Below are 18,475 nucleotides of genomic sequence, written 5' to 3'. Positions count from 1 at the left end.
CCGCTAGTCGGGGGAGGACTCGTATCGTGAGGCTGCGTTTTGCGGCTGATCACCGTCTATCCAGAAAGGTTCTTCCTTGTCCGCTGCATCGTCTTCTGCCTTCACCAAGACCTATTCCGGCTTCCTGTTCGACATGGATGGCACGATCATCAATTCGATCGCCGCCGCCGAGCGTGTCTGGGGCAACTGGGCGCGCGCTCAGGGTCTTGATGTCGAGAAGTTCATGCCGACCATGCATGGCAAGCGCGGTGTGGATACGATCGGCCAGTTGAATCTGCCTGGCGTCGATCCGGTCGCGGAGGCGCTGAAGATCACCGAAGCCGAGATTGCCGATGTCGAGGGCGTGATCGCGCTGCCGGGTGCTGCCGACTTCCTTGCTTCGCTGCCGCCGGAGCGCTGGGCGATCGTCACGTCGTCACCCTATCGGCTGGCGCTGGCGCGGCTGGACGCTGCCGGGATCCCGGTGCCGCGTTTCATCGTCACAGCCGAGGACGTCAAGGTCGGCAAGCCTGATCCGCAGGGCTATATCCTCGGCGCGCAGCGCCTCGGCCTCAGCCCTTCGGAATGCCTGGTGTTTGAAGACGTCATGGCTGGTGTCAAGGCGGGCGAGGCGGCCGGTGCCGATGTGGTGGTCATCACCGCGACCCATTCGCATCCGGTCGAGACCAATCACACGACGCTGCAGAATTATGAAAACGTTCGCGCGCATGTGGATGGCAACGGAAAATTGTCGATCGCCCACAAAGGCTGATAGGGCTGGCTCCTTTCTGCGACGATCATATGTCGCTTTCGCGCTTTGCAATGGGCTGCCGGCTCATTATGTTTTCGTGAGATTGTAAATTTTCGCGAAGATCCGATGACCCCCAAAGAGCTGAAAGCCCGATATCGCAATGACTGCCTGGCGGCGCGTGATGCCATTCCGGCGGTAGACCGCATCGAAAAGGGCCTCGCCATGGTCACGCATGGCGGCGATACGATCGATATCAGGCCGGGAGAAATCGTCTCCGGCTTCCTGCCGATCCGCTCCGAAGTGGACATAAGGCCGTTGATGGCGCGGCTGCGGGAGCGGGGTGCAAGGCTTTGCGTGCCCATCATCCTCGATCGCAGCACGATCGTCTTCCGGGAACTCGTTGCGGGGGCGCCATTGGTTCCGGTCGGATTTGGGACTTCTGGCCCGGGGCCTGAAGCGGCCGTGCTCGATCCCGATATCATGCTCGTGCCGCTTTCGGCCTTCGATAGAAGTGGCCATCGCATCGGCTACGGCGCCGGCCATTACGACCGCGCGATCGAGCGATTGCAGCAAAAAGGCCTGAATCCGCGGCTGATCGGCATTGCATTCGATTGCCAAGAAGTGCCATCAGTACCTGCTGAGCCGCATGATGTCCGTCTTGACGCGATTTTGACCGAGAGCGGACTCAATTTCGTTTCGGAAGTGATTGGATAGCGAATGCGGCTGCTTTTTCTGGGTGACATGGTCGGCAAGACGGGACGAACCGCGGTGTGGGAGCGCCTGCCGGGGCTGGTATCCGATCTGAAGCTCGATTTCGTCATCGTCAACGGCGAGAATGCCGCCGGCGGCTTCGGTATCACCGAAGATATCTTCCTCGAGACGATCAATGCCGGCGCCGATGTCGTGACGACGGGCAATCATGTCTGGGATCAGAAGGAAGCCGTCGTTTTCTGCGAGCGCCATGACCAGTTCCTGCGCCCCGCGAATTATCCGGCCGGCACCCCCGGCCGTGGATCCGGCCTCTACTATGCACGCAACGGTGCCCGCGTCCTCGTGGCCAACATCATGGGCCGCGTCTTCATGCATCCGGAGCTCGACGATCCTTTCAAGTCGGCCGAAGCGATCCTCGATGCCTGCCCGCTGAAGGAGCAGGCCGATGCGATCGTCTTCGATTTCCATGCGGAAGCGACCAGCGAAAAGCAGTGCTTCGGTCATTTCGTCGATGGTCGCGCGAGCTTCGTCGTCGGCACGCATACGCATGTGCCGACCGCGGACGCACAGATCCTGAATGGCGGCACGGCCTATATGTCGGATGCCGGCATGTGCGGCGACTATGATTCCTCGCTCGGCATGGAAAAGGAAGAGCCGCTCAACCGGTTCATTTCGAAAATGCCGAAGGGACGCTTTGAGGCCGCTTCCGGCCCGGCCACCATCTGCGGCGTTGGCGTCGAAATTTCCGACGCGACCGGCCTGGCCGAAAAGATCGCGCCGCTGCGCCTCGGACCACGGCTTGCAGAAACCATTCCGGACTTTTGGCGCTGATCGCCGCCCTATAATTCATCATCGCCATATGATGACGCGATTGTGAGCAATCGCGTCTGATTGTTGCTGGACCTGTTTCGGGTCGTGCCGCATCCTTCCGGTACTATCAGGCTTGAGGGGATGGCATGATGCCGCGATTTCCTGTCCTTGCCGTGTTCTTTCTATCAATGATCTTTGGCTGGAGCGCCGCTGACGCCCAGCAGAGTCCGGTTCGCCCACAGCCGAGCCAGTGTCAGGCGATTGCTCAATCCCTGCCCAAGGCGACATTCGCCAGCTTTTCTCCTCCCGGTCCGACGCTTGCCAATGACCCCGTCAATGGCCCCAACAGCGGCGACGTGAAGATCACCTTCCTCGGTCACGCAACGCTCTTCATTGAAACGCCAGGCGGCGTTTCCATTGCCACGGACTATAGCGGCGCCTATCCCCCGCCCTATACGCCAGAAGTCGTGACGATGAACAAGGCGCATCCGAGCCACTATACGCTGACGCCCGATCCGGCGATCAAATATGTGCTGCATGGTTGGAGCGATACGCCGGGAGAGCCGGCGAAGATCCGTATGACCGTCGGTGACACGCTGATCCGCAATGTCGTCAGTGATATTCGCACCTGGGGCGGCGGCGTCGAGCCCAATGGCAATTCGATCTTCATCTTCGAGGTGGCGGGCCTCTGCATTGGACACCTGGGACATCTGCATTTCGAGCTCACCGACCAGCAATATGCCGAGATCGGCCGGCTTGACGTGGTGATGGTGCCGGTCGATGGTGGCTTGACCATGGGAGCTGACAGTATGAGCCGGGTGGTCAAGCGGCTGCGTTCGTCGCTGATCCTGCCCATGCATCGCTGGGGGCCGCCGGTCGATCAGTTTCTCGCCCTGTTCGGTCCTGATTTCGATGTTGCCTATGCGCCGACACCAAGCATCACGGTGTCGCTGAAAACCCTGCCGCGCAAGCCGCTGATCTATGTGCTCAAGGGGCTTTGATCCGGAGGAGCGCCTTTTGCTCTTCTTGGCGGCTGGTGTCTCGCATGCCCCATTACCCGGCTTTTCACTTGAATGAAGGCCGCTTCGCTCTTATAAGGCAGCCCATTCCCAACAAAAGACGTGAACAGGGGTGCCATGGCTGGCCATTCACAGTTTAAAAACATCATGCACCGCAAGGGCCGTCAGGACTCCGTGCGTTCGAAAATGTTCTCGAAGCTGGCGCGCGAAATCACGGTCGCTGCCAAATCGGGCCTGCCCGACCCGACCATGAACGCGAGCCTGCGTCTGGCGATCCAGAACGCCAAGGCCCAGTCGATGCCGAAGGACAATATCGATCGCGCCATCAAGAAGGCGTCCGGTGCCGACACCGAGAATTACGATGCGATCCGCTACGAGGGTTACGGCCCGGGCGGCACGGCGATCATCGTCGAAGCGCTGACCGACAACCGCAACCGCACGGCTTCCAACGTCCGCTCGATCTTCACCAAGGCCGGCGGTGCGCTCGGCGAAACCGGCTCGGTGTCCTTCTCCTTCGACCATGTCGGTGAAATCACCTACAAGCCGACTGCCGGCGATGCCGACAAGGTCATGGAAGCGGCGATCGAAGCCGGCGCCGATGACGTCGAAAGCGATGAAGAAGGCCATGTAATCATCTGCGCCTTCGAATCCCTCGGTGAAGTCGCCAAGGCGCTCGAAGCGACGCTCGGCGAAGCCGAAACGGTCAAGGCGATCTGGCGTGCTCAGAACAACGTGCCGGTCGATGAAGAAAAGGCCCAGTCGCTGCTGAAGCTCATCGACAACCTTGAAGACGATGACGACGTCCAGAATGTCTATTCGAACTTCGAAGTCTCGGAAGAAGTGCTGGCCAAGCTCTCGGCCTGATCCTTTGAGATCCATCAAAAAGGCCGGCTGCAGTGATGCAGCCGGCCTTTTTGCTTTATGGGTTTGTCGCGCGAGTAAAATCGTCGCGGAAGGTGGAGAGATCCGGTGCGGCGACATCGGATACCGCCCAGAAGACCAGTCCGTCCGCATGCCATTCGACGAAATTATAGCCATCTTTCTCGGCACTGCCGTGAGCACCTGACGCGCCCGGCCAGATGAAGAGATTGATGACATGGCCGTGCCGGCGATAGATCAACGCCGCGACCACCCGGCCGTCGAGATAATCCACCCTGCCGCCGACGAGCGGAAAGCCCTGGGCCGCCAGATCTACCACGGGCGGGGAGAAATCGATCTTGCCGTTGAACCATGGTTTGACGGTATGCTGGTCGGAGGTCAGCACATCGGTCAGATGGTCGGCGAGCATCGAGCGGACGTGGCTGGCAAGAAGCTGATCCTCGATCGTCTGGCTCTGCTGCGGCACGTTCAGCACCAGCATGAGGCTTGCGGCAAGGACGGCAAGAGACGGCACGAAGCTCCATTCGCGAAGCAATCGCCAAGCGCGCTGCCATCGGTTTTCAGTCTGGTTCCTCGCCACGGCGGCGCGCGCCATCATGGCTTGCTCCAGCGAAAGCGCCGCCTGCACGCGGGCATGGACGGCGTCCGGTGCTTGCCATTTCACGCCTTCGCGCGCGGACAGGCGCTTGACCATCAGCGCGTTCTCCATCTCGTCGGCGCATTCCCGGCAAGTGGCCAAGTGCGCCTCGAAGCGGGCAGCATTGGCTGTATCCAGTTCGCCATCGATGAAGCCGTGCAGCAGATCGTTCCATTCGCGGTGTTCATTTTGCTCTCCGCCGCTCATCGTGTCGCCTCTCGTCCTTCGAGGCTGCGCCAGACCTCGCCGAAATCGCGGCGCGCGCGGGCAAGGCGCGACATGACGGTGCCGATCGGCGCGTCGATGATCTCGGCGATTTCCTTGTAGGAGAGATCCTCAAGCTCGCGCAGGACCAGGACTTCGCGCATGGCATCGGGCAGCCGGTTGATCACCTCGCGCACCCGCTGCGTTTCCGACTTGCGGATGAAGGCTGCTTCCGGCGTGTCCTCTTCAGAAGCTGGATCGGTGGAAGGCGAGCCTTCGTCCGTCTCCCTTTCGTCGTTCATCGGCTGTTCGTAGCGCGTCTTGCGCCGGCCCTCCTGCAGCCAGGCATGATAGCAGTTGCGGACGATGGTGAAGGTCCAGGCGCGGGCATCGCCATCGCGAAAGCCGCCAAAGCCGCGATAGGCGCGCAGATACGCTTCCTGCACGATATCCTGGGCAGCATCGGCATCCCGGCAGAGGAAGCGCGCGAAATTATAGGCGGCGTCCAGATGCGGGATGATGGTGCGCTGGAAGCGGCGCATCGTCTCATCGGGGGATGATATCGCGCGCTGCGAAGGCGCGGCATTTGCCGTCGGTTCCGCCATCGCCGTGAGGATGGCGTAATCGACCGCTTTCGCCTGTGCAACGAAAGCGCGCAGGCGAGCCAGAAACCGCGCCAGCCTGCGTATCGCCGTGGTTTGCGGCCAATTCCATGCCCATGCGTGGAGTGGATCGCCAAGCGTCATCGAAGTCATAAATCGGGCGTCTGTCATCATGATCCCCGCAAAACGCCGATGCCGACTGTAAGCCTCGGATAGGGCGCTTGCAATGTTGCCTGAGATACTAGATCGCGCTCGCGTGGGTTTTATTCCCGATCGGATGCAAAAAATCTGAGATACCGAATGCGGACGCCTGCTGCCGCATCGCTTCAATGGGCCTGCATAAAAATAACTTCTTATATCTCAATCGCTTGCAAGAATTCTTGGCGTGGCGGGGAATAAGGGCCCATCACCATCGATCTTCTTCCTCAGTGGATGGCCGCGATCGCTTGCGACCTCCGCCTGGCCCGAAAGCCATAACCCTGAGGAGATATTGCGATGTTTGACATGACCCGCCGCGCCGTGCTCGGCACGGCCGTAGCTGCGGCAGCCTTCGGCCTGTCGTCGAAGCTCGAATTCATCCCGCAAGCCTTTGCCGCAACGCCGCTGGAGCCGACGGTCGGCTTCTATAAATACAAGGTCGGTTCGATCGAAGTCACGGCCATCTATGACGGCATCTGGCGCAAACCGCACGATCCGGCCTTCATCAAGAACGCTTCCGTCGAAGATACCAAGGGCGCGCTCTCCAAGGCCGGCCTGACGACGGATTTCATGCCCATTCCGCTGACCGTCGTCGTTCTCGATATCGGCGGACGCAAGATCATGATGGATGCCGGCTCAGGTGTCGGCCAATGGCAGACCAATGCCACGCATCTGCCGGCCAACATGGCGGCGGCCGGCATAGACTACAAGAAGATCGATACGATCATGATCTCGCATTTCCATCCGGACCACGTCTGGGGCCTGATGGAGAAGGGAACGAATGCGGCCGTCTTCCCGAATGCCGAGCTGATCGTCAACGCTGCCGAATATAATTGGTGGACCGATCCCGGCCGCGTCGACAAGCTGGCGGAAGGCCGTAAGGAAGCCGGCCGGCGCATCGCCTCCGTTTTCCCGACGTGGAAGAACTGGAAGCTGGTCCAGGATAATGCCGAAGTGGCACCCGGTGTGCACATGCTGGCCGCCTATGGCCATACGCCCGGTCATTCCGTCTTTCTCATCGATGGCGGTAGCGAACAGCTGATGGTTTCGGCCGACATCATGTATGTGCCGGCGCTGCTCGCGCCTCATCCCGAATGGGAAGGCGCCTACGACCAGGATGGTCCGATGGCCGTCACGACCCGCCGCAGGCTGATCGATCGCGTCATTGCCGACAAGATCAGGATCTGCGGCTCGCATTTCCCATTCCCGGGCTCCGGCACCTTCGTCAAGGACGGCAACGCCTACGGATTCACCCCCACCATCCAGGCCTGAGCGGCCAAAACAGGAGCAAATACTATGTTCAGACATGCCATTTTCGGGATCGCCGGTCTTTGCGCCGTCGCCATCCTGCCTGCCGCGACAGCAGGCGTTGCCTTTGCCGTCGACAATATGGAATCGACCGATGCGCCGGACCTTACTTCGGTGCGTGCCAAGATCGATGCGAAGGACTATGCCGGCGCGCTCGCCGAGCTCCGCGACATCGCCGAGGAACACCAGCAGGCCGACGTCTACAATCTGATGGGCTTCACCCTGCGCAAGACCGGCGATTTCAAGACATCGCTGACCTACTACACGAAGGCCCTCGAACTGCAGCCGGATCACAAGGGCGCGCATGAATATCTCGGCGAACTCTATGTCGAGACCGGCGACATGCCCAAGGCTCGAGAGCAGCTTGCGACACTTACCAAGCTTTGCCCGGCGGGATGCGAGGAACTTGAGGATCTGACCAAGGCGATCGCCGCCAAAGGTACCAACTAACCCGCGGCGTCAACCGATCCGGCGGCATTCCACGCGATCAAATCGTAGGGATGCCGCCGCACAGGATCGGAGAGCGCGCGGCTATCAACGGGAAGGAGACAAGCCATGGAATTCGAAGAGGAGAGTGCCGTCCTTGTGAATATCGCCGATATGGCACTGCTGTTCGGCCGCGTGCTGCTGTCGCTGCTCTTTCTGGAAGAAGGCATCGAACTTGCCAGCAATCTCGACACAGCATTGGAGGCCATGGCGAGGCTCGGCGTCACCGCCCCGATCGCGATTGCCACCATCGCGCTGCAGCTTGGTGCCGGCCTTGCCATTGCGTTCGGGCTGATGACGCGGCTGGCAGCATTGGGACTCGGCCTGTTCTGTTTGTTGACGGCGATGCTCTTTCACACGAACTTCGCCAGCCACAATGAGCTGCTGCATTTCGAAAAGGATTTGGCGATCTCCGGTGGCATGTTCGCGCTGATCGTTGCCGGCGCCGGCAAGCTGTCGCTCGACATGCTCATCCGACGCCATTGGAACACGAGGCTCGTGGCATGAGCCCGTCGGTCGTCCGGTGAACCCGCCCGAAATCGGCTCACCGGAAACCTTTCCATAAACGTCAGGACACTTTTTGGAAGCTCGGAAGCGTTGCGAACAGCTCCACGGACTTCAAGCGCGCCTCGATATCGTGGATCGGCATGGAAATGATGACTTCATCGGCCTCGGTATCCTTGATGAATTGCGAAAGCTTCGTCTCCGCCGTTGCCGGCGAGCCGACTACCGCATAGCGCAGCGTATTTTCCACATTCAGCTTTTCCATCGGCGTCCAGAAATCGTCCATGTCGCTGCGTGGGCGCGGGAAGGGGCCGCGCACGTTGCGGCGGAGATTGACGAATTGCTGTTGTGCGGAGGTGAAGTGATATTGCGCCTCCTCATCGGTATCTGCGACCGAGCCCATGGCGCCCACCATCACATAAGGCTTGTCGAGCGTGGCCGAAGGCGTGAAGCGGTCGCGGTATATGCCGATGGCATCCAGCAGGGAGTCCGGCGCGAAATGCGAGGCGAAGGCGTAGGGCAGGCCGAGCATGGCGGCGAGGTGGGCGCTATAGAGGCTGGAGCCGAGCAGCCAGATCGGCACATTGGCGCCATGGCCGGGAACAGCGAGGATGATCTGTCCCTCGTCAGCCGGGCTGAAGAGGTGCTGCAGCTCGACGATATCCTGCGGAAAGCTCTGCGCGCCGGCATCGATATTGCGACGCAGGGCCTGGGCGGTGCGCATGTCGGTGCCGGGCGCACGGCCGAGGCCGAGATCGACGCGGCCTGGAAACAGAGCTTCCAGCGTGCCGAACTGCTCGGCAATGACAAGCGGCGAATGGTTCGGCAGCATGACGCCGCCCGAACCGATGCGGATGCGTGAGGTTGCGGCGCCGATATGGCCGATGACGACCGATGTCGCGGCACTGGCGACGCCCGGCATGCCGTGATGTTCGGCGAGCCAGAACCTGTTGTAGCCCAGTTCTTCCGCCTTCTGCGCCATGCGCTTCGAACTGTCGAAGGACTGACGGATGTTGCTGCCTTCGGCAACGGGCGAAAGATCGAGGATGGAAAAGGGAACCATGGCAAGAAACCTGCGTGGTGAAAGGGAGGGTCGCTTGCACATGTAGGAGTGCAGCGCGCCTATTCCAAACCCTGTCGCCGCAATTTCGTCACGATGTTTTCAGCATGGCATCGGCGGTCCAATCTGTGTCTTGTTTTTGTTTTGTTCACATTTTGCTGGCACATGTCAGGCCTGAAAGATAGGTTGGCTTATGCAGAATACGATTCGCATCATCGGCATCGATCCGGGCCTGCGCCGCACCGGTTGGGGTATCATCGATACGCTCGGCAACTCCCTGCGTTTCGTTGCGTCGGGAACCGTGACCTCGGATGGCGACATGGATCTCGCCTCTCGGCTCTGCCAGCTGCACGACGGGCTTGCCGATGTCGTTCACAGCTACAAGCCGGATGAGGCCGCTGTCGAGCAGACCTTCGTCAACAAGGATGCCGTGGCGACGCTGAAGCTTGGCCAGGCGCGTGGTGTCGTGATGCTCGTTCCGGCGCGCGCCGGCCTGCCGGTGTCGGAATATGCTCCGAATGCCGTCAAGAAGGCCGTCATCGGCGTCGGCCACGGCGAGAAGCAGCAGATCCACATGATGCTGAAGATCCTGATGCCCAAGGTCGAGTTCAAGGGCAATGACGCGGCCGATGCGCTCGCCATTGCCGTCTGTCATGCCCATAACCGCGGCGCCAGCCGGCTGCGGCAGGCGGCATTGGCAGGGTAATTTGTTCTTGACTTGTTCCTGTGGTAATGATAATTCTTACTGCAGGATCGGAGAGTAAGAATGCGCGTGACATCCAAAGGGCAGGTGACCATCCCCCGTGATTTGCGTGAGTTGGCTGGCATAGAGCTCAACAGTGAAGTCATATTTTCCGTCGAGGATGGCAAGCTGGTTGTTTCGCCCAAGAACGGTAAGCGGGAAATGGAAGATCGGCAGCGGCTCGATCGGTTCATGGCCACTCTCAAGCGCTTGGAAGGTACCGGCGATCAGGATATCGACGCCGAAGCGCTGATGTCGATGACGCGTGACCGGTGAACATGGTCACCATCGTCGATACGAATGTGCTGGTTGATTTGGCGATATCCAATTCAACTTGGCATGGCTGGTCCAGCGGACAGGTTCTTTCCGCTTTCAAACGAGGACCGGTCGTCATCAACCCCATTATCTATGCGGAATTTTCGGTGCGTTACAGCGGTGTGGACCAGGTGGACGAACTGTTGCCGCAAAGCGAATTTCGTCGCGAAAACCTGCCTTGGGCCGCTGCATTTGCCGCTGCTGCGGCTTTCAAGATTTATCGCCAGAGTGGTGGGGGACGCGAGCGTGTTCTTCCCGACTTTCTGATCGGCGCACATGCCGCCATTCGCGGCTACTCGATACTGACACGAGATTCCAAAGGCTATCGATCTTATTTCCCAGCCGTTGACCTCATCACCCCCGAAACCCATCCCTGACGGACTTTATCCATGATCGGCAAGCTGAAAGGCACAATCGAAGAGATCGGCGAAGACTATGTGCTCGTGGATGTGCATGGCGTCTGCTATGTCGCCTATTGCTCGGCCCGAACATTGTCGAAGCTCGGCTCCGTCGGCGAGGCCTGCATTCTCTTCATCGAGACCTATGTCCGTGAGGATCAGATCCGGCTTTTCGGCTTCATGACAGCGCTGGAACGCGAATGGTTCAACATCGTGCAGACGGTTCAGGGCGTGGGCGCCAAGGTGGCCCTGGCGCTGCTGTCGACGCTGACGCCGGCCGAGCTTGCCAACGCAATCGCGCTTCAGGATCGTGCCGCCGTTTCGCGGGCACCGGGCGTCGGCCCGAAGGTCGCCATGCGCATCGTCACGGAACTGAAGAACAAGGCGCCGGCCTTTGCCGGTGATGCGGCCAATATCGGGCTCAAGCAGGAGCTGGGCGAAGGCGTCGCCGCAGCGCCGGTCGCCGACGCCGTTTCGGCGTTGACCAATCTCGGCTATTCGCGCGATCAGGCCGCTAATGCCGTTGCTGCGGCCCTGAAAGCGGCCGGCGAGGGCGCCGACAGTGCCAAGCTGATCCGTCTCGGCCTCAAGGAACTTGCGCGGTGAGGCTTTGCACCTCCCGCAATCCTTACTATTGTCGCAAAGTCGAGAGATCGAGCTTCTGCACCCCTTCGTCGAAGAATGTTTTTGATGCGGCAGATGTGATACTGCCTTCGGTGCTGGAGCTGCGAAACGCATACCGGGAATGGAACCTCTGACATGAGTGAAGCCGCACGTCTGATATCGCCGGAAAAGCGGGGCGAAGACATCGATGCGACGCTCAGACCGCAATCGCTGGACGAGTTTACCGGCCAGGCGGAAGCCCGCGCCAATCTGAAGGTCTTCATCGAAGCGGCCAAGGGGCGCGGCGAAGCTCTAGATCATGTGCTGTTCGTCGGGCCTCCCGGCCTCGGCAAGACGACGCTGGCGCAGATCATGGCCAAGGAACTCGGCGTCAATTTCCGCTCGACGTCTGGTCCTGTCATCGCTAAGGCAGGCGATCTTGCGGCGCTGCTGACCAATCTCGAGGAGCGCGACGTGCTCTTCATCGACGAGATCCATCGCCTCAATCCAGCCGTCGAAGAAATCCTCTATCCGGCCATGGAAGATTTCCAGCTCGATCTCATCATCGGCGAGGGGCCGGCGGCGCGTTCGGTGAAGATCGATCTCGCCAAGTTCACGCTGGTTGCCGCCACCACCCGTCTCGGCCTGCTGACGACGCCGCTGCGCGACCGTTTCGGCATTCCGGTGCGGTTGAGCTTCTATACCGTCGAGGAGTTGGAGCTGATCGTCCGGCGCGGCGCCAGGCTGATGGGTCTCGGCATGACCGACGAGGGTGCGCGCGAAATTGCAAGGCGTGCCCGCGGTACGCCACGCATCGCCGGCCGCCTGCTCCGTCGCGTGCGCGATTTCGCTGAGGTCGCCAAGGTTGAGGCGGTGACGCGGGAGATTGCCGACGAGGCGCTGACGCGGCTTCTCGTCGATAATGTCGGCTTCGACCAACTCGATAAGCGTTATCTCAACATGATCGCAGTCAATTTCGGCGGCGGTCCTGTTGGCATCGAAACCATTGCCGCCGGGCTTTCCGAGCCACGCGATGCGATCGAAGATATTATTGAGCCCTATATGATCCAGCAGGGCTTCATCCAACGCACGCCCCGCGGCCGTGTTTTGACCGCGATTGCCTGGAAACATCTCGGCTTGCAGCCGCCCAAGGACCTGGAGGCCGCGCAGTTCGGGTTGTTCCGGGAGGAAGATTGAATGCTCGGCCGTCGTGCCTTTTTGAAGCTTTTCGGCGGCAGCATATTCGGATTGATGGCACTCGGGGGATATGCCCTCGGATATGAACCGGTCGTCCGTCTGAATGTCACCCGCTATGCCTTGAACCCGCCGGGATGGGCGCCGGGGCTCAAGCTCAGGATTGTCGCGCTTGCCGACTTCCATGCCTGCGAGCCGTGGATGGCCCGCGACCGTATTGCCGCTATCTGCACACGCGCCAACGAGCTTGGTGGCGATATCATCGTTCTGCTCGGCGATTATACCTCGGGGACGGATCTGATCACTGCACGCGTCGATCATCGCATCTGGGCGGCGGAACTCGCAAAGCTGAAAGCGCCGCTCGGGGTCCATGCCATCATCGGCAATCACGACTGGTGGCATGATTCCGCGGCACAAAGAACTGGCCACGGACCGACCTTCAGCCACCGGGCGCTGGAGGCTGTCGGCATCGAGGTCTATTCCAACCGCGCGGCGCGTCTGGAGAAGGATGGGCAGGGGTTCTGGCTTGCCGGTGTCGAGGATCAGCTTGCCCTGCGACGGAGCATGCGTTGGAAGCGTCCCTTTACAAGAGGACTCGATGATCTCGGCGGTACGCTGGCACAGGTCAGCGATGCCGCGCCGGTGATCCTTCTTGCCCATGAGCCAGACATCTTTCCTGCCGTGCCGTCGCGGGTGTCGCTCACCCTGTCGGGGCACACCCATGGCGGGCAGGTCAGGATTTTCGGCTGGTCGCCGTATTCGCCTTCGCGGTATGGTGACAGGTATGTCTACGGCCATATCGTGGAGGAGGAGCGCCACATCATCGTTTCCGGTGGCCTCGGCTGTTCCATCGCACCGGTGCGCTTCGGTGTGCCGCCCGAGATCGTTGTTATCGATGTAGGATAGAGGATCGTGGCGAAACGCAAGCTTATCAGATTGAATGCGGGCAATTCGCGGTTCCAGATGCGGGTGGCGGGCCTTGGATTTCGGGATGGATATGTGCTGGTGCATCGCGCCGTGCATGAGAATTTCTGGACCTTTCCCGGCGGTCGGGCGGAGATCGGCGAGACCTCCGAAGAGACGCTGCGGCGGGAGATGGTAGAGGAGATCGGTGTCGATGTCGCGGTCGGGCGCCTGCTCTGGTCGGTCGAGAACTTCTTCCATTACGAGGAGATGGACTGGCATGAGCTCGGCCTCTACTACCTGATGGATATTCCAATGGACTTCCCCTTCGATCCCGATGAGATCGTGCATCGCATCCAGGACGGCGACAACGATCTGGAGTTCAAATGGGTACGGGCGACGCGGGAGGCGCTGGTTGCGCTTGATATCCCGCCCTATTTCATTGCCGAGGAGATCGAGAACCTGCCGACGACTTCGCGCCATCTCGTCTGGCGTGACGGTGATCTCGATAAGGCCTAGGGAGGAGGCTTTATGCCCGCTTTTGATCCGGTTCGCAGCTTTCGCAAGCTGGCATACAACAATGCGTTGGCGAATGTCAGGCTCTATCAGGCCTGTGCAGCGCTCAAGCCTGGCGAATTCGAGGCGAAGCGGGTCAGCTTCTTTCCCTCGATCAAGGCGACCCTCAATCATATCCTGACGGTCGACTGGTTCTATGTCGATGCACTGGAAGGCGGGACGCTGGGCCTGAAGGCCTTCGACATCGAGGAGCCCTATGATCGACTGGATGAATTGAGCCGGGAGCAGGCAGATGTCGATCGCCGCCTGGTGGCGTTCTGCGAAAACGTGACGCCGGAGACGGCCTTGGCGATCATCGATATCCAACGCACTGGCCGCATCCAGCGCGAGAGGGCTGATGATGTGCTGAACCATGTGTTCCAGCATCAGACGCATCACCGTGGTCAGGTGCATGCCATGCTGGCGGGAACAAGCGTCGCGCCGCCGCAGCTGGATGAGTTCATCGTCGCCGACGATGCGCGATTCAGGGGCGAGGAATTGGCGGCGCTCGGCTGGGACGAGACGAAACTGATCAGATAGAGCGTTTCCGCTTCTCTTCGAAGCGCGGAAAAGCTCTATCTTATTGTTCTCTCGCGCATTCCGGACGGAAAACCGCTACGCACTTTTCCTGGAAATGCTCTAACTCGCGCGGCGTCGATCAGCCAGTGTCTCTATCGTTTGCCTGAACAGGGCCTTTCCGCCGCCCCGCCATCCCAGGGCCTGGATCTTTGACGTATCCATGGCGTTGACAGCGTCCTGCGGCGCAGATGCGGGCAGGGCATGGGGACAGTGTGTCGCCTTTTGAAGATACCCGAGGATCTCGTGCGTATCCGTCAGAATATCCGAAAGGTTGAAAACCTCGCGGTCGATGCGGCCCGCTTCCGTTTCCAACAACAGGCGGACGGCGCGGCCGAGGTCGCGACCGTGAACTTCCGTTCCGGCGCGGGACGGAACCGGTCTGCCGTTCAGATAGTCGTCGAACAACTCGTCCCACTTATTGGGCCGCAGGTCGCCATAGATGCCTGTCGCTCTCAGGCTCACGGTCGCAAAGCCGGGCGTGGACAGGGAAAACAGGGCATGCTCCGCGTCGCGCTTGACTTCGCCATAGAGCGTGGTCGGCGTTGGTTCGGTCGCCTCGGTCAACGTCTCTCCGGCACCCCCCTCGCCATAGACGGCGCGTGAAGAGAGAAAGATGCAACGCCGGATGCCGGCCTTTCTCGCTGTTTCGAACAGCTTCACCGTGCCGTCGAGATTGAGGCGGCGAAAGCCGTCCGGATCTTCGCCTTCGCCGCCGCGATATTTGCCGGCGACATGGCTGAAGGCCGCGTGCACGAAGAAATAGGCGTCGTCGAAGGCGCAGCTTTGGTTTTCCGCCGGGTCGAGGCTCAGAGGCACGAAGGAGGTTGGCAGCGGGAAGAGGCCCGATGGAGGCGGGTTGCGTCCGCCGATCGCAACCTTGTATCCGGCCGACAGCAGTTCTTCCGCGATATATCGACCGACGAGGCCCGTTCCGCCTGATATGAGGACTTTCATGCCGCGGCTCGCGGATTCGCGAGCGTAGCGATATCGGGCATGTTCCGGCCGGTATGGAAGCTACGCCACAGCTCGATCAGCGGTCTCAGCTGCTCGGCCTTGGGATGATTTTCCTCCCAGGGCTTTTCATACTGATAGTGCAGGATCGAGACGCTGTTCCAGTTCCAGAGTTCGGGCATGCTGAACCAGACATATTGCAGCATGTTCATGAATACAGGCAGCCCGTGCCAATCCGGGAAAAAAGCCTCGAGGAAGGACTGATCGGTGCGGCGCCAGAAGACGTCGGGACGATCAAGATGCTCCAGCATGTGCTGAAAAGTCGCAAGCGAAGGCTTGGCGACGAAGACGCCGGAATTCAGCCGGTGGAAATCGGCAAGGCTCTCATAGACATTCGGGGCGGCGGAAAATTCCGGATAGTCGAAGAGCCGGTCGACATTGCGCAGCACCAGCGCATCCGCATCGATGAAGACGCAGGTGTCATATTCGATCAGCTGCCAGAGCCGGAGCTTGCAGAAATTGTCGAGCGGCGTGTGAAAGGAGGGCTTGCGGCCCTTGGTAAAGGGAGCGGCGGCATGGAGGTTGCTGCGGGCATGCCGCTCGTTGAAGGCGTCCGACAGGGGAAGATGTTCGACTTCGACCAGCCGACAGTCGAGCGCCGCCAATGGGGCAAGGTCGTCTTCGCCGACCCCTTCCGTATGCAGCACGACGATATCGGCCTTGGTGCCGCTAAGAGCGATCGAGCGTGCCAGTGCAAGAGCGCCCATGGTATAATCGGCATTCGTAACCAGCGTCACGAATGCCTGGCCGGCACGGGGCCGGCTCTGCGCACGCAAGCCCTGCAGCATTTCGCTTCCCGGCATCATGACACGGATTTCAACCTCTTGCCCTCGGGATCGTGATTGACTGTCGCGGCGAGGTCCTTGGTCCAGGCGGAGACGGCCGGAACGCGCGAGCGATCGACGCGATAGGCATATTTCTTGGCGACATCGACGATTTCACCGAGGAGGCCCGCCTCAAGCGTGATCGGCGCCAGCCCGAGATCAAGGAACTTGTCGTTCTTGACAATCAGCTCGTTTTCCGGGGCTTCCTTGCGCGGATTGGGCAGGCGCACGACTTCGGCGCCGCTCATCCTGGCGATCATGTCGGCGAGATCGCGCACGCGATGCGTTTCCGTCATCTGATTGAAGATTTCAACGCGGGCGCCGCGGGCCGGCGGGTTCTTCAGCGCCAGCTCAATGCAGCGCACGGAATCCTGGATATGGATGAAGGCGCGGGTCTGGCCGCCGGTGCCGTGCACGGTCAGGGGATAGCCGATCGCCGCCTGGATCAGGAAGCGGTTCAGGACGGTGCCGTAATCACCGTCATAGTCGAAACGGTTGATCAGCTGCGTGTGCCGGCGCGTCTGTTCCGTATGCGTGCCCCAGACGATGCCCTGATGCAGATCGGTGATCCTCAGCCCGTCATTCTTGGCATAGAACTGGAAGAGCAGCTGATCGAGGCATTTCGTCATGTGGTAGATCGAGCCGGGATTGGCCGGATAGAGGATCTCCTGGCTGACGGTGCGGCCGTCGGTCGTCTCGATGCCGACGGGCAGGTAACCTTCGGGGATGGCTGCGCCGATGGTGGAATAGCCGTAGACGCCCATGGTGCCGAGATGCACGAGATGCGCATCGAGATTGAGGTCTACCAGCGCGTTCAGGAGGTTGTGCGTGGCGTTGACGTTGTTGTTGACCGTGTAGTTCTTGTGGCGGTCGCTCTTCATCGAATAGGGCGCGGCGCGCTGCTCAGCGAAATGCACGATGGCATCGGGGCGATGCTCGGCCAGCCACTTCTTCAGAAGTTCATAGTCCTTGGCGAGATCGATAAGGTTGAAATGGATGCGGCGGCCGGTTTCGGCGTGCCAGATACGGGTGCGTTCCTGGATCGAATCCATCGGCGTCAGCGACTGGACACCCAGTTCGGTATCGATCCAGCGGCGGGAAAGATTGTCGAGGATATGGATCTCATGACCAGCGTCGGAGAGATGGAGCGAGGTTGGCCAACCGATGAAACCGTCGCCGCCCATAACCGCTATTTTCATGAGATGTTTCCTTCTGCGCCGATCCGCGATCCGGCACCATCCCGGATAGTCGGAGTTTATGACAACTGTTCAAAGCTTGCTTGATGGCGGAAGTTCGGCCAAAGAGATGCCAGACATTCAAGGAGATGCGGCAACGATGAACAGCCCCTTTCTGATAGCTGGGGAACTGGAAGCCGGAAGCCACCGGCTGGTGCAGCGAGTCTACTATGAGGATACGGATTTTTCCGGCCTCGTCTATCACGCGCGCTACCTGCATTTCCTCGAGCGGGGCCGTACGGACTATCTTCGCTGTCTCGGTGTGGAACAGCGCGAACTCCTGAATGCCGATGAGGAAGGGCTGGTCTTTGTCGTCCATCGCATGGAAATCGACTTCAAGGGACCGGCTCGCATGGATGACGTACTGACGATCCGCACGGTCACGGAAAAGGCTGGCGGTGCCAAGATGGTATTGTCCCAGGAGATCCGGCGCGACGATACGTTGCTGATCGCAGCCAAGGTCATCATCGCCGTCATCAATGCCAAGGGGCGCCCGCGTCGACTGCCGGAAAGGCTCGCCGCGCAGATGCTGGCGGCATCGGAAAGTGCCAGCTGATCCGGAGTTCGACTTGTTCCGGGCGGTAGGTGATTACGCCCAGGGAGACGACCGTCTGCAACAGGCAGCTTGCAATAACTTGAGTTTTATGTGAAGGAATTCGCCGCGCAAGCTTTGTCTGCGTTTGCCGCCGGTTTCGCCCGGTCAGTTCTTCCCTGGAGCTAGAATAACCTTCGCCGCCGTTAAATCCTTCATGTTTCGACGCTAACATTCTTTTAACCATAATAGTGTCTTACTGTTTTAGTCGGAGTTTGTGCGGTGCACGCCTTCCTTTGACCAAATTTGACGGCAAGAAGGCAGTTGTAAGCTTGGAAGGCTTGACCAGGGCGTTCAGCGGCGGCTGCCAAACAATTCTTGTGAGATCACTTTTAGCCGCCCGGTCTAGCGCCGGGCGTTTGGATTCGGGGATTTT

23 protein-coding genes are annotated in these 18,475 nt (G+C 60.1%); 17 read left to right on the top strand and 6 right to left on the bottom strand.

Annotation, left to right across the window (positions count from 1 at the left end; all coding sequences use genetic code 11):
* Positions 1–76 precede the first annotated feature (76 nt).
* The 5 genes from GA0061100_RS04930 to GA0061100_RS04915 all read left to right on the top strand — a co-directional run bounded on the left by GA0061100_RS04930 (position 77) and on the right by GA0061100_RS04915 (position 4,134).
* Positions 77–751, top strand: a complete 675-nt coding sequence (locus tag GA0061100_RS04930) for an HAD family hydrolase (protein ID WP_143525380.1) — start codon at positions 77–79, stop codon at positions 749–751.
* 105 nt (positions 752–856) lie between these two features.
* The gene (locus tag GA0061100_RS34270) at positions 857–1,444 is read left to right on the top strand and encodes a 5-formyltetrahydrofolate cyclo-ligase (protein WP_143525379.1); all 588 of its coding nucleotides are present in this window, start codon (positions 857–859) and stop codon (positions 1,442–1,444) included.
* A gap of 3 nt (positions 1,445–1,447) precedes the next feature.
* The gene (locus GA0061100_RS34265) at positions 1,448–2,272 is read left to right on the top strand and encodes a TIGR00282 family metallophosphoesterase (protein WP_069611843.1); all 825 of its coding nucleotides are present in this window, start codon (positions 1,448–1,450) and stop codon (positions 2,270–2,272) included.
* Between the two features lie 125 nt (positions 2,273–2,397).
* Positions 2,398–3,252 (top strand): MBL fold metallo-hydrolase, encoded by an 855-nt coding sequence (locus GA0061100_RS04920; RefSeq protein WP_075851564.1) that lies wholly within the window; start codon positions 2,398–2,400, stop codon positions 3,250–3,252.
* A 135-nt stretch (positions 3,253–3,387) separates the two neighbouring features.
* A complete protein-coding gene (locus GA0061100_RS04915) occupies positions 3,388–4,134 on the top strand; it encodes a YebC/PmpR family DNA-binding transcriptional regulator (RefSeq protein ID WP_075851563.1) in 747 nt (248 codons plus the stop codon).
* Positions 4,135–4,189: 55 nt separating this feature from the next.
* On the opposite strand, the gene GA0061100_RS04910 is transcribed toward GA0061100_RS04915, so the two are convergent.
* On the bottom strand, positions 4,190–4,993 hold the full coding sequence (locus GA0061100_RS04910) for an anti-sigma factor family protein (RefSeq protein WP_075851562.1): 804 nt from the start codon (positions 4,991–4,993) through the stop codon (positions 4,190–4,192).
* Positions 4,990–5,745, bottom strand: a complete 756-nt coding sequence (locus GA0061100_RS04905; protein ID WP_075851904.1) for a sigma-70 family RNA polymerase sigma factor — start codon at positions 5,743–5,745, stop codon at positions 4,990–4,992. The genes GA0061100_RS04910 and GA0061100_RS04905 overlap by 4 nt, the downstream gene beginning before the upstream one ends.
* A 342-nt stretch (positions 5,746–6,087) precedes the next feature.
* Between GA0061100_RS04905 and GA0061100_RS04900 the strand changes: the two genes are divergently transcribed.
* From GA0061100_RS04900 to GA0061100_RS04890, 3 genes are all read left to right on the top strand, one after another.
* Positions 6,088–7,062 carry an MBL fold metallo-hydrolase gene (locus GA0061100_RS04900; protein WP_075851561.1) on the top strand — a complete coding sequence of 325 codons (975 nt, stop codon included), beginning with the start codon at positions 6,088–6,090 and terminating at the stop codon, positions 7,060–7,062.
* 24 nt (positions 7,063–7,086) lie between these two features.
* Positions 7,087–7,548 (top strand): tetratricopeptide repeat protein, encoded by a 462-nt coding sequence (locus tag GA0061100_RS04895; protein WP_075851560.1) that lies wholly within the window; start codon positions 7,087–7,089, stop codon positions 7,546–7,548.
* A gap of 105 nt (positions 7,549–7,653) precedes the next feature.
* Complete coding sequence (locus GA0061100_RS04890; RefSeq protein WP_075851559.1) at positions 7,654–8,091, top strand: DoxX family protein; 438 nt, start codon at positions 7,654–7,656, stop codon at positions 8,089–8,091.
* Between the two features lie 61 nt (positions 8,092–8,152).
* Here the strand turns inward: GA0061100_RS04890 and GA0061100_RS04885 are convergent, their stop codons facing one another.
* Positions 8,153–9,151, bottom strand: coding sequence for an LLM class flavin-dependent oxidoreductase (locus tag GA0061100_RS04885; protein WP_075851558.1), 999 nt, complete (start codon positions 9,149–9,151; stop codon positions 8,153–8,155).
* A gap of 190 nt (positions 9,152–9,341) precedes the next feature.
* Here GA0061100_RS04885 and ruvC point away from each other — a divergent pair, with 190 nt between their 5' ends.
* From ruvC to GA0061100_RS04845, 8 genes are all read left to right on the top strand, one after another.
* Positions 9,342–9,854: a crossover junction endodeoxyribonuclease RuvC gene (ruvC, locus tag GA0061100_RS04880; protein WP_015340996.1), complete on the top strand. Its 513-nt coding sequence runs from the start codon at positions 9,342–9,344 to the stop codon at positions 9,852–9,854.
* 60 nt (positions 9,855–9,914) lie between these two features.
* Entirely contained in the window at positions 9,915–10,166 is a 252-nt protein-coding gene (locus tag GA0061100_RS04875; protein WP_075851557.1) for an AbrB/MazE/SpoVT family DNA-binding domain-containing protein, read from the top strand.
* A 2-nt stretch (positions 10,167–10,168) separates the two neighbouring features.
* Entirely contained in the window at positions 10,169–10,582 is a 414-nt protein-coding gene (locus GA0061100_RS04870; RefSeq protein ID WP_075851556.1) for a type II toxin-antitoxin system VapC family toxin, read from the top strand.
* A 12-nt stretch (positions 10,583–10,594) separates the two neighbouring features.
* On the top strand, positions 10,595–11,209 hold the full coding sequence (ruvA, locus tag GA0061100_RS04865; protein ID WP_075851555.1) for a Holliday junction branch migration protein RuvA: 615 nt from the start codon (positions 10,595–10,597) through the stop codon (positions 11,207–11,209).
* 153 nt (positions 11,210–11,362) lie between these two features.
* Entirely contained in the window at positions 11,363–12,403 is a 1,041-nt protein-coding gene (gene ruvB, locus GA0061100_RS04860) for a Holliday junction branch migration DNA helicase RuvB (RefSeq protein ID WP_075851554.1), read from the top strand.
* Positions 12,404–13,306 (top strand): metallophosphoesterase, encoded by a 903-nt coding sequence (locus GA0061100_RS04855; RefSeq protein ID WP_075851553.1) that lies wholly within the window; start codon positions 12,404–12,406, stop codon positions 13,304–13,306. It begins immediately after the preceding gene.
* Positions 13,307–13,312: 6 nt separating this feature from the next.
* The gene (locus GA0061100_RS04850; protein WP_208621512.1) at positions 13,313–13,822 is read left to right on the top strand and encodes an NUDIX hydrolase; all 510 of its coding nucleotides are present in this window, start codon (positions 13,313–13,315) and stop codon (positions 13,820–13,822) included.
* A gap of 12 nt (positions 13,823–13,834) precedes the next feature.
* Complete coding sequence (locus tag GA0061100_RS04845; protein ID WP_075851552.1) at positions 13,835–14,398, top strand: DinB family protein; 564 nt, start codon at positions 13,835–13,837, stop codon at positions 14,396–14,398.
* 99 nt (positions 14,399–14,497) lie between these two features.
* Here the strand turns inward: GA0061100_RS04845 and GA0061100_RS04840 are convergent, their stop codons facing one another.
* The 3 genes from GA0061100_RS04840 to GA0061100_RS04830 are packed head-to-tail and all read right to left on the bottom strand — an operon-like array spanning position 14,498 to position 17,471.
* Positions 14,498–15,391, bottom strand: coding sequence for an NAD-dependent epimerase/dehydratase family protein (locus GA0061100_RS04840; RefSeq protein WP_075851551.1), 894 nt, complete (start codon positions 15,389–15,391; stop codon positions 14,498–14,500).
* Positions 15,388–16,251, bottom strand: coding sequence for a glycosyltransferase (locus GA0061100_RS04835; RefSeq protein ID WP_244557777.1), 864 nt, complete (start codon positions 16,249–16,251; stop codon positions 15,388–15,390). The genes GA0061100_RS04840 and GA0061100_RS04835 overlap by 4 nt, the downstream gene beginning before the upstream one ends.
* Positions 16,251–17,471 carry an NAD-dependent epimerase/dehydratase family protein gene (locus GA0061100_RS04830; RefSeq protein WP_075851550.1) on the bottom strand — a complete coding sequence of 407 codons (1,221 nt, stop codon included), beginning with the start codon at positions 17,469–17,471 and terminating at the stop codon, positions 16,251–16,253. The genes GA0061100_RS04835 and GA0061100_RS04830 overlap by 1 nt, the downstream gene beginning before the upstream one ends.
* Before the next feature lie 136 nt (positions 17,472–17,607).
* On the opposite strand from GA0061100_RS04830, the gene ybgC reads away from it, so the two are divergent.
* Positions 17,608–18,063 (top strand): tol-pal system-associated acyl-CoA thioesterase, encoded by a 456-nt coding sequence (ybgC, locus tag GA0061100_RS04825; RefSeq protein WP_075851549.1) that lies wholly within the window; start codon positions 17,608–17,610, stop codon positions 18,061–18,063.
* Positions 18,064–18,475: the final 412 nt, after the last annotated feature.

The organism is Martinezella hainanensis, assembly GCF_900094555.1.
Taxonomy (GTDB): Bacteria; Pseudomonadota; Alphaproteobacteria; order Rhizobiales; family Rhizobiaceae; genus Rhizobium; species Rhizobium hainanense.
Note: the sequence above shows the minus strand (reverse complement) of the source record. Positions and strands in the feature narration are given on the sequence as shown.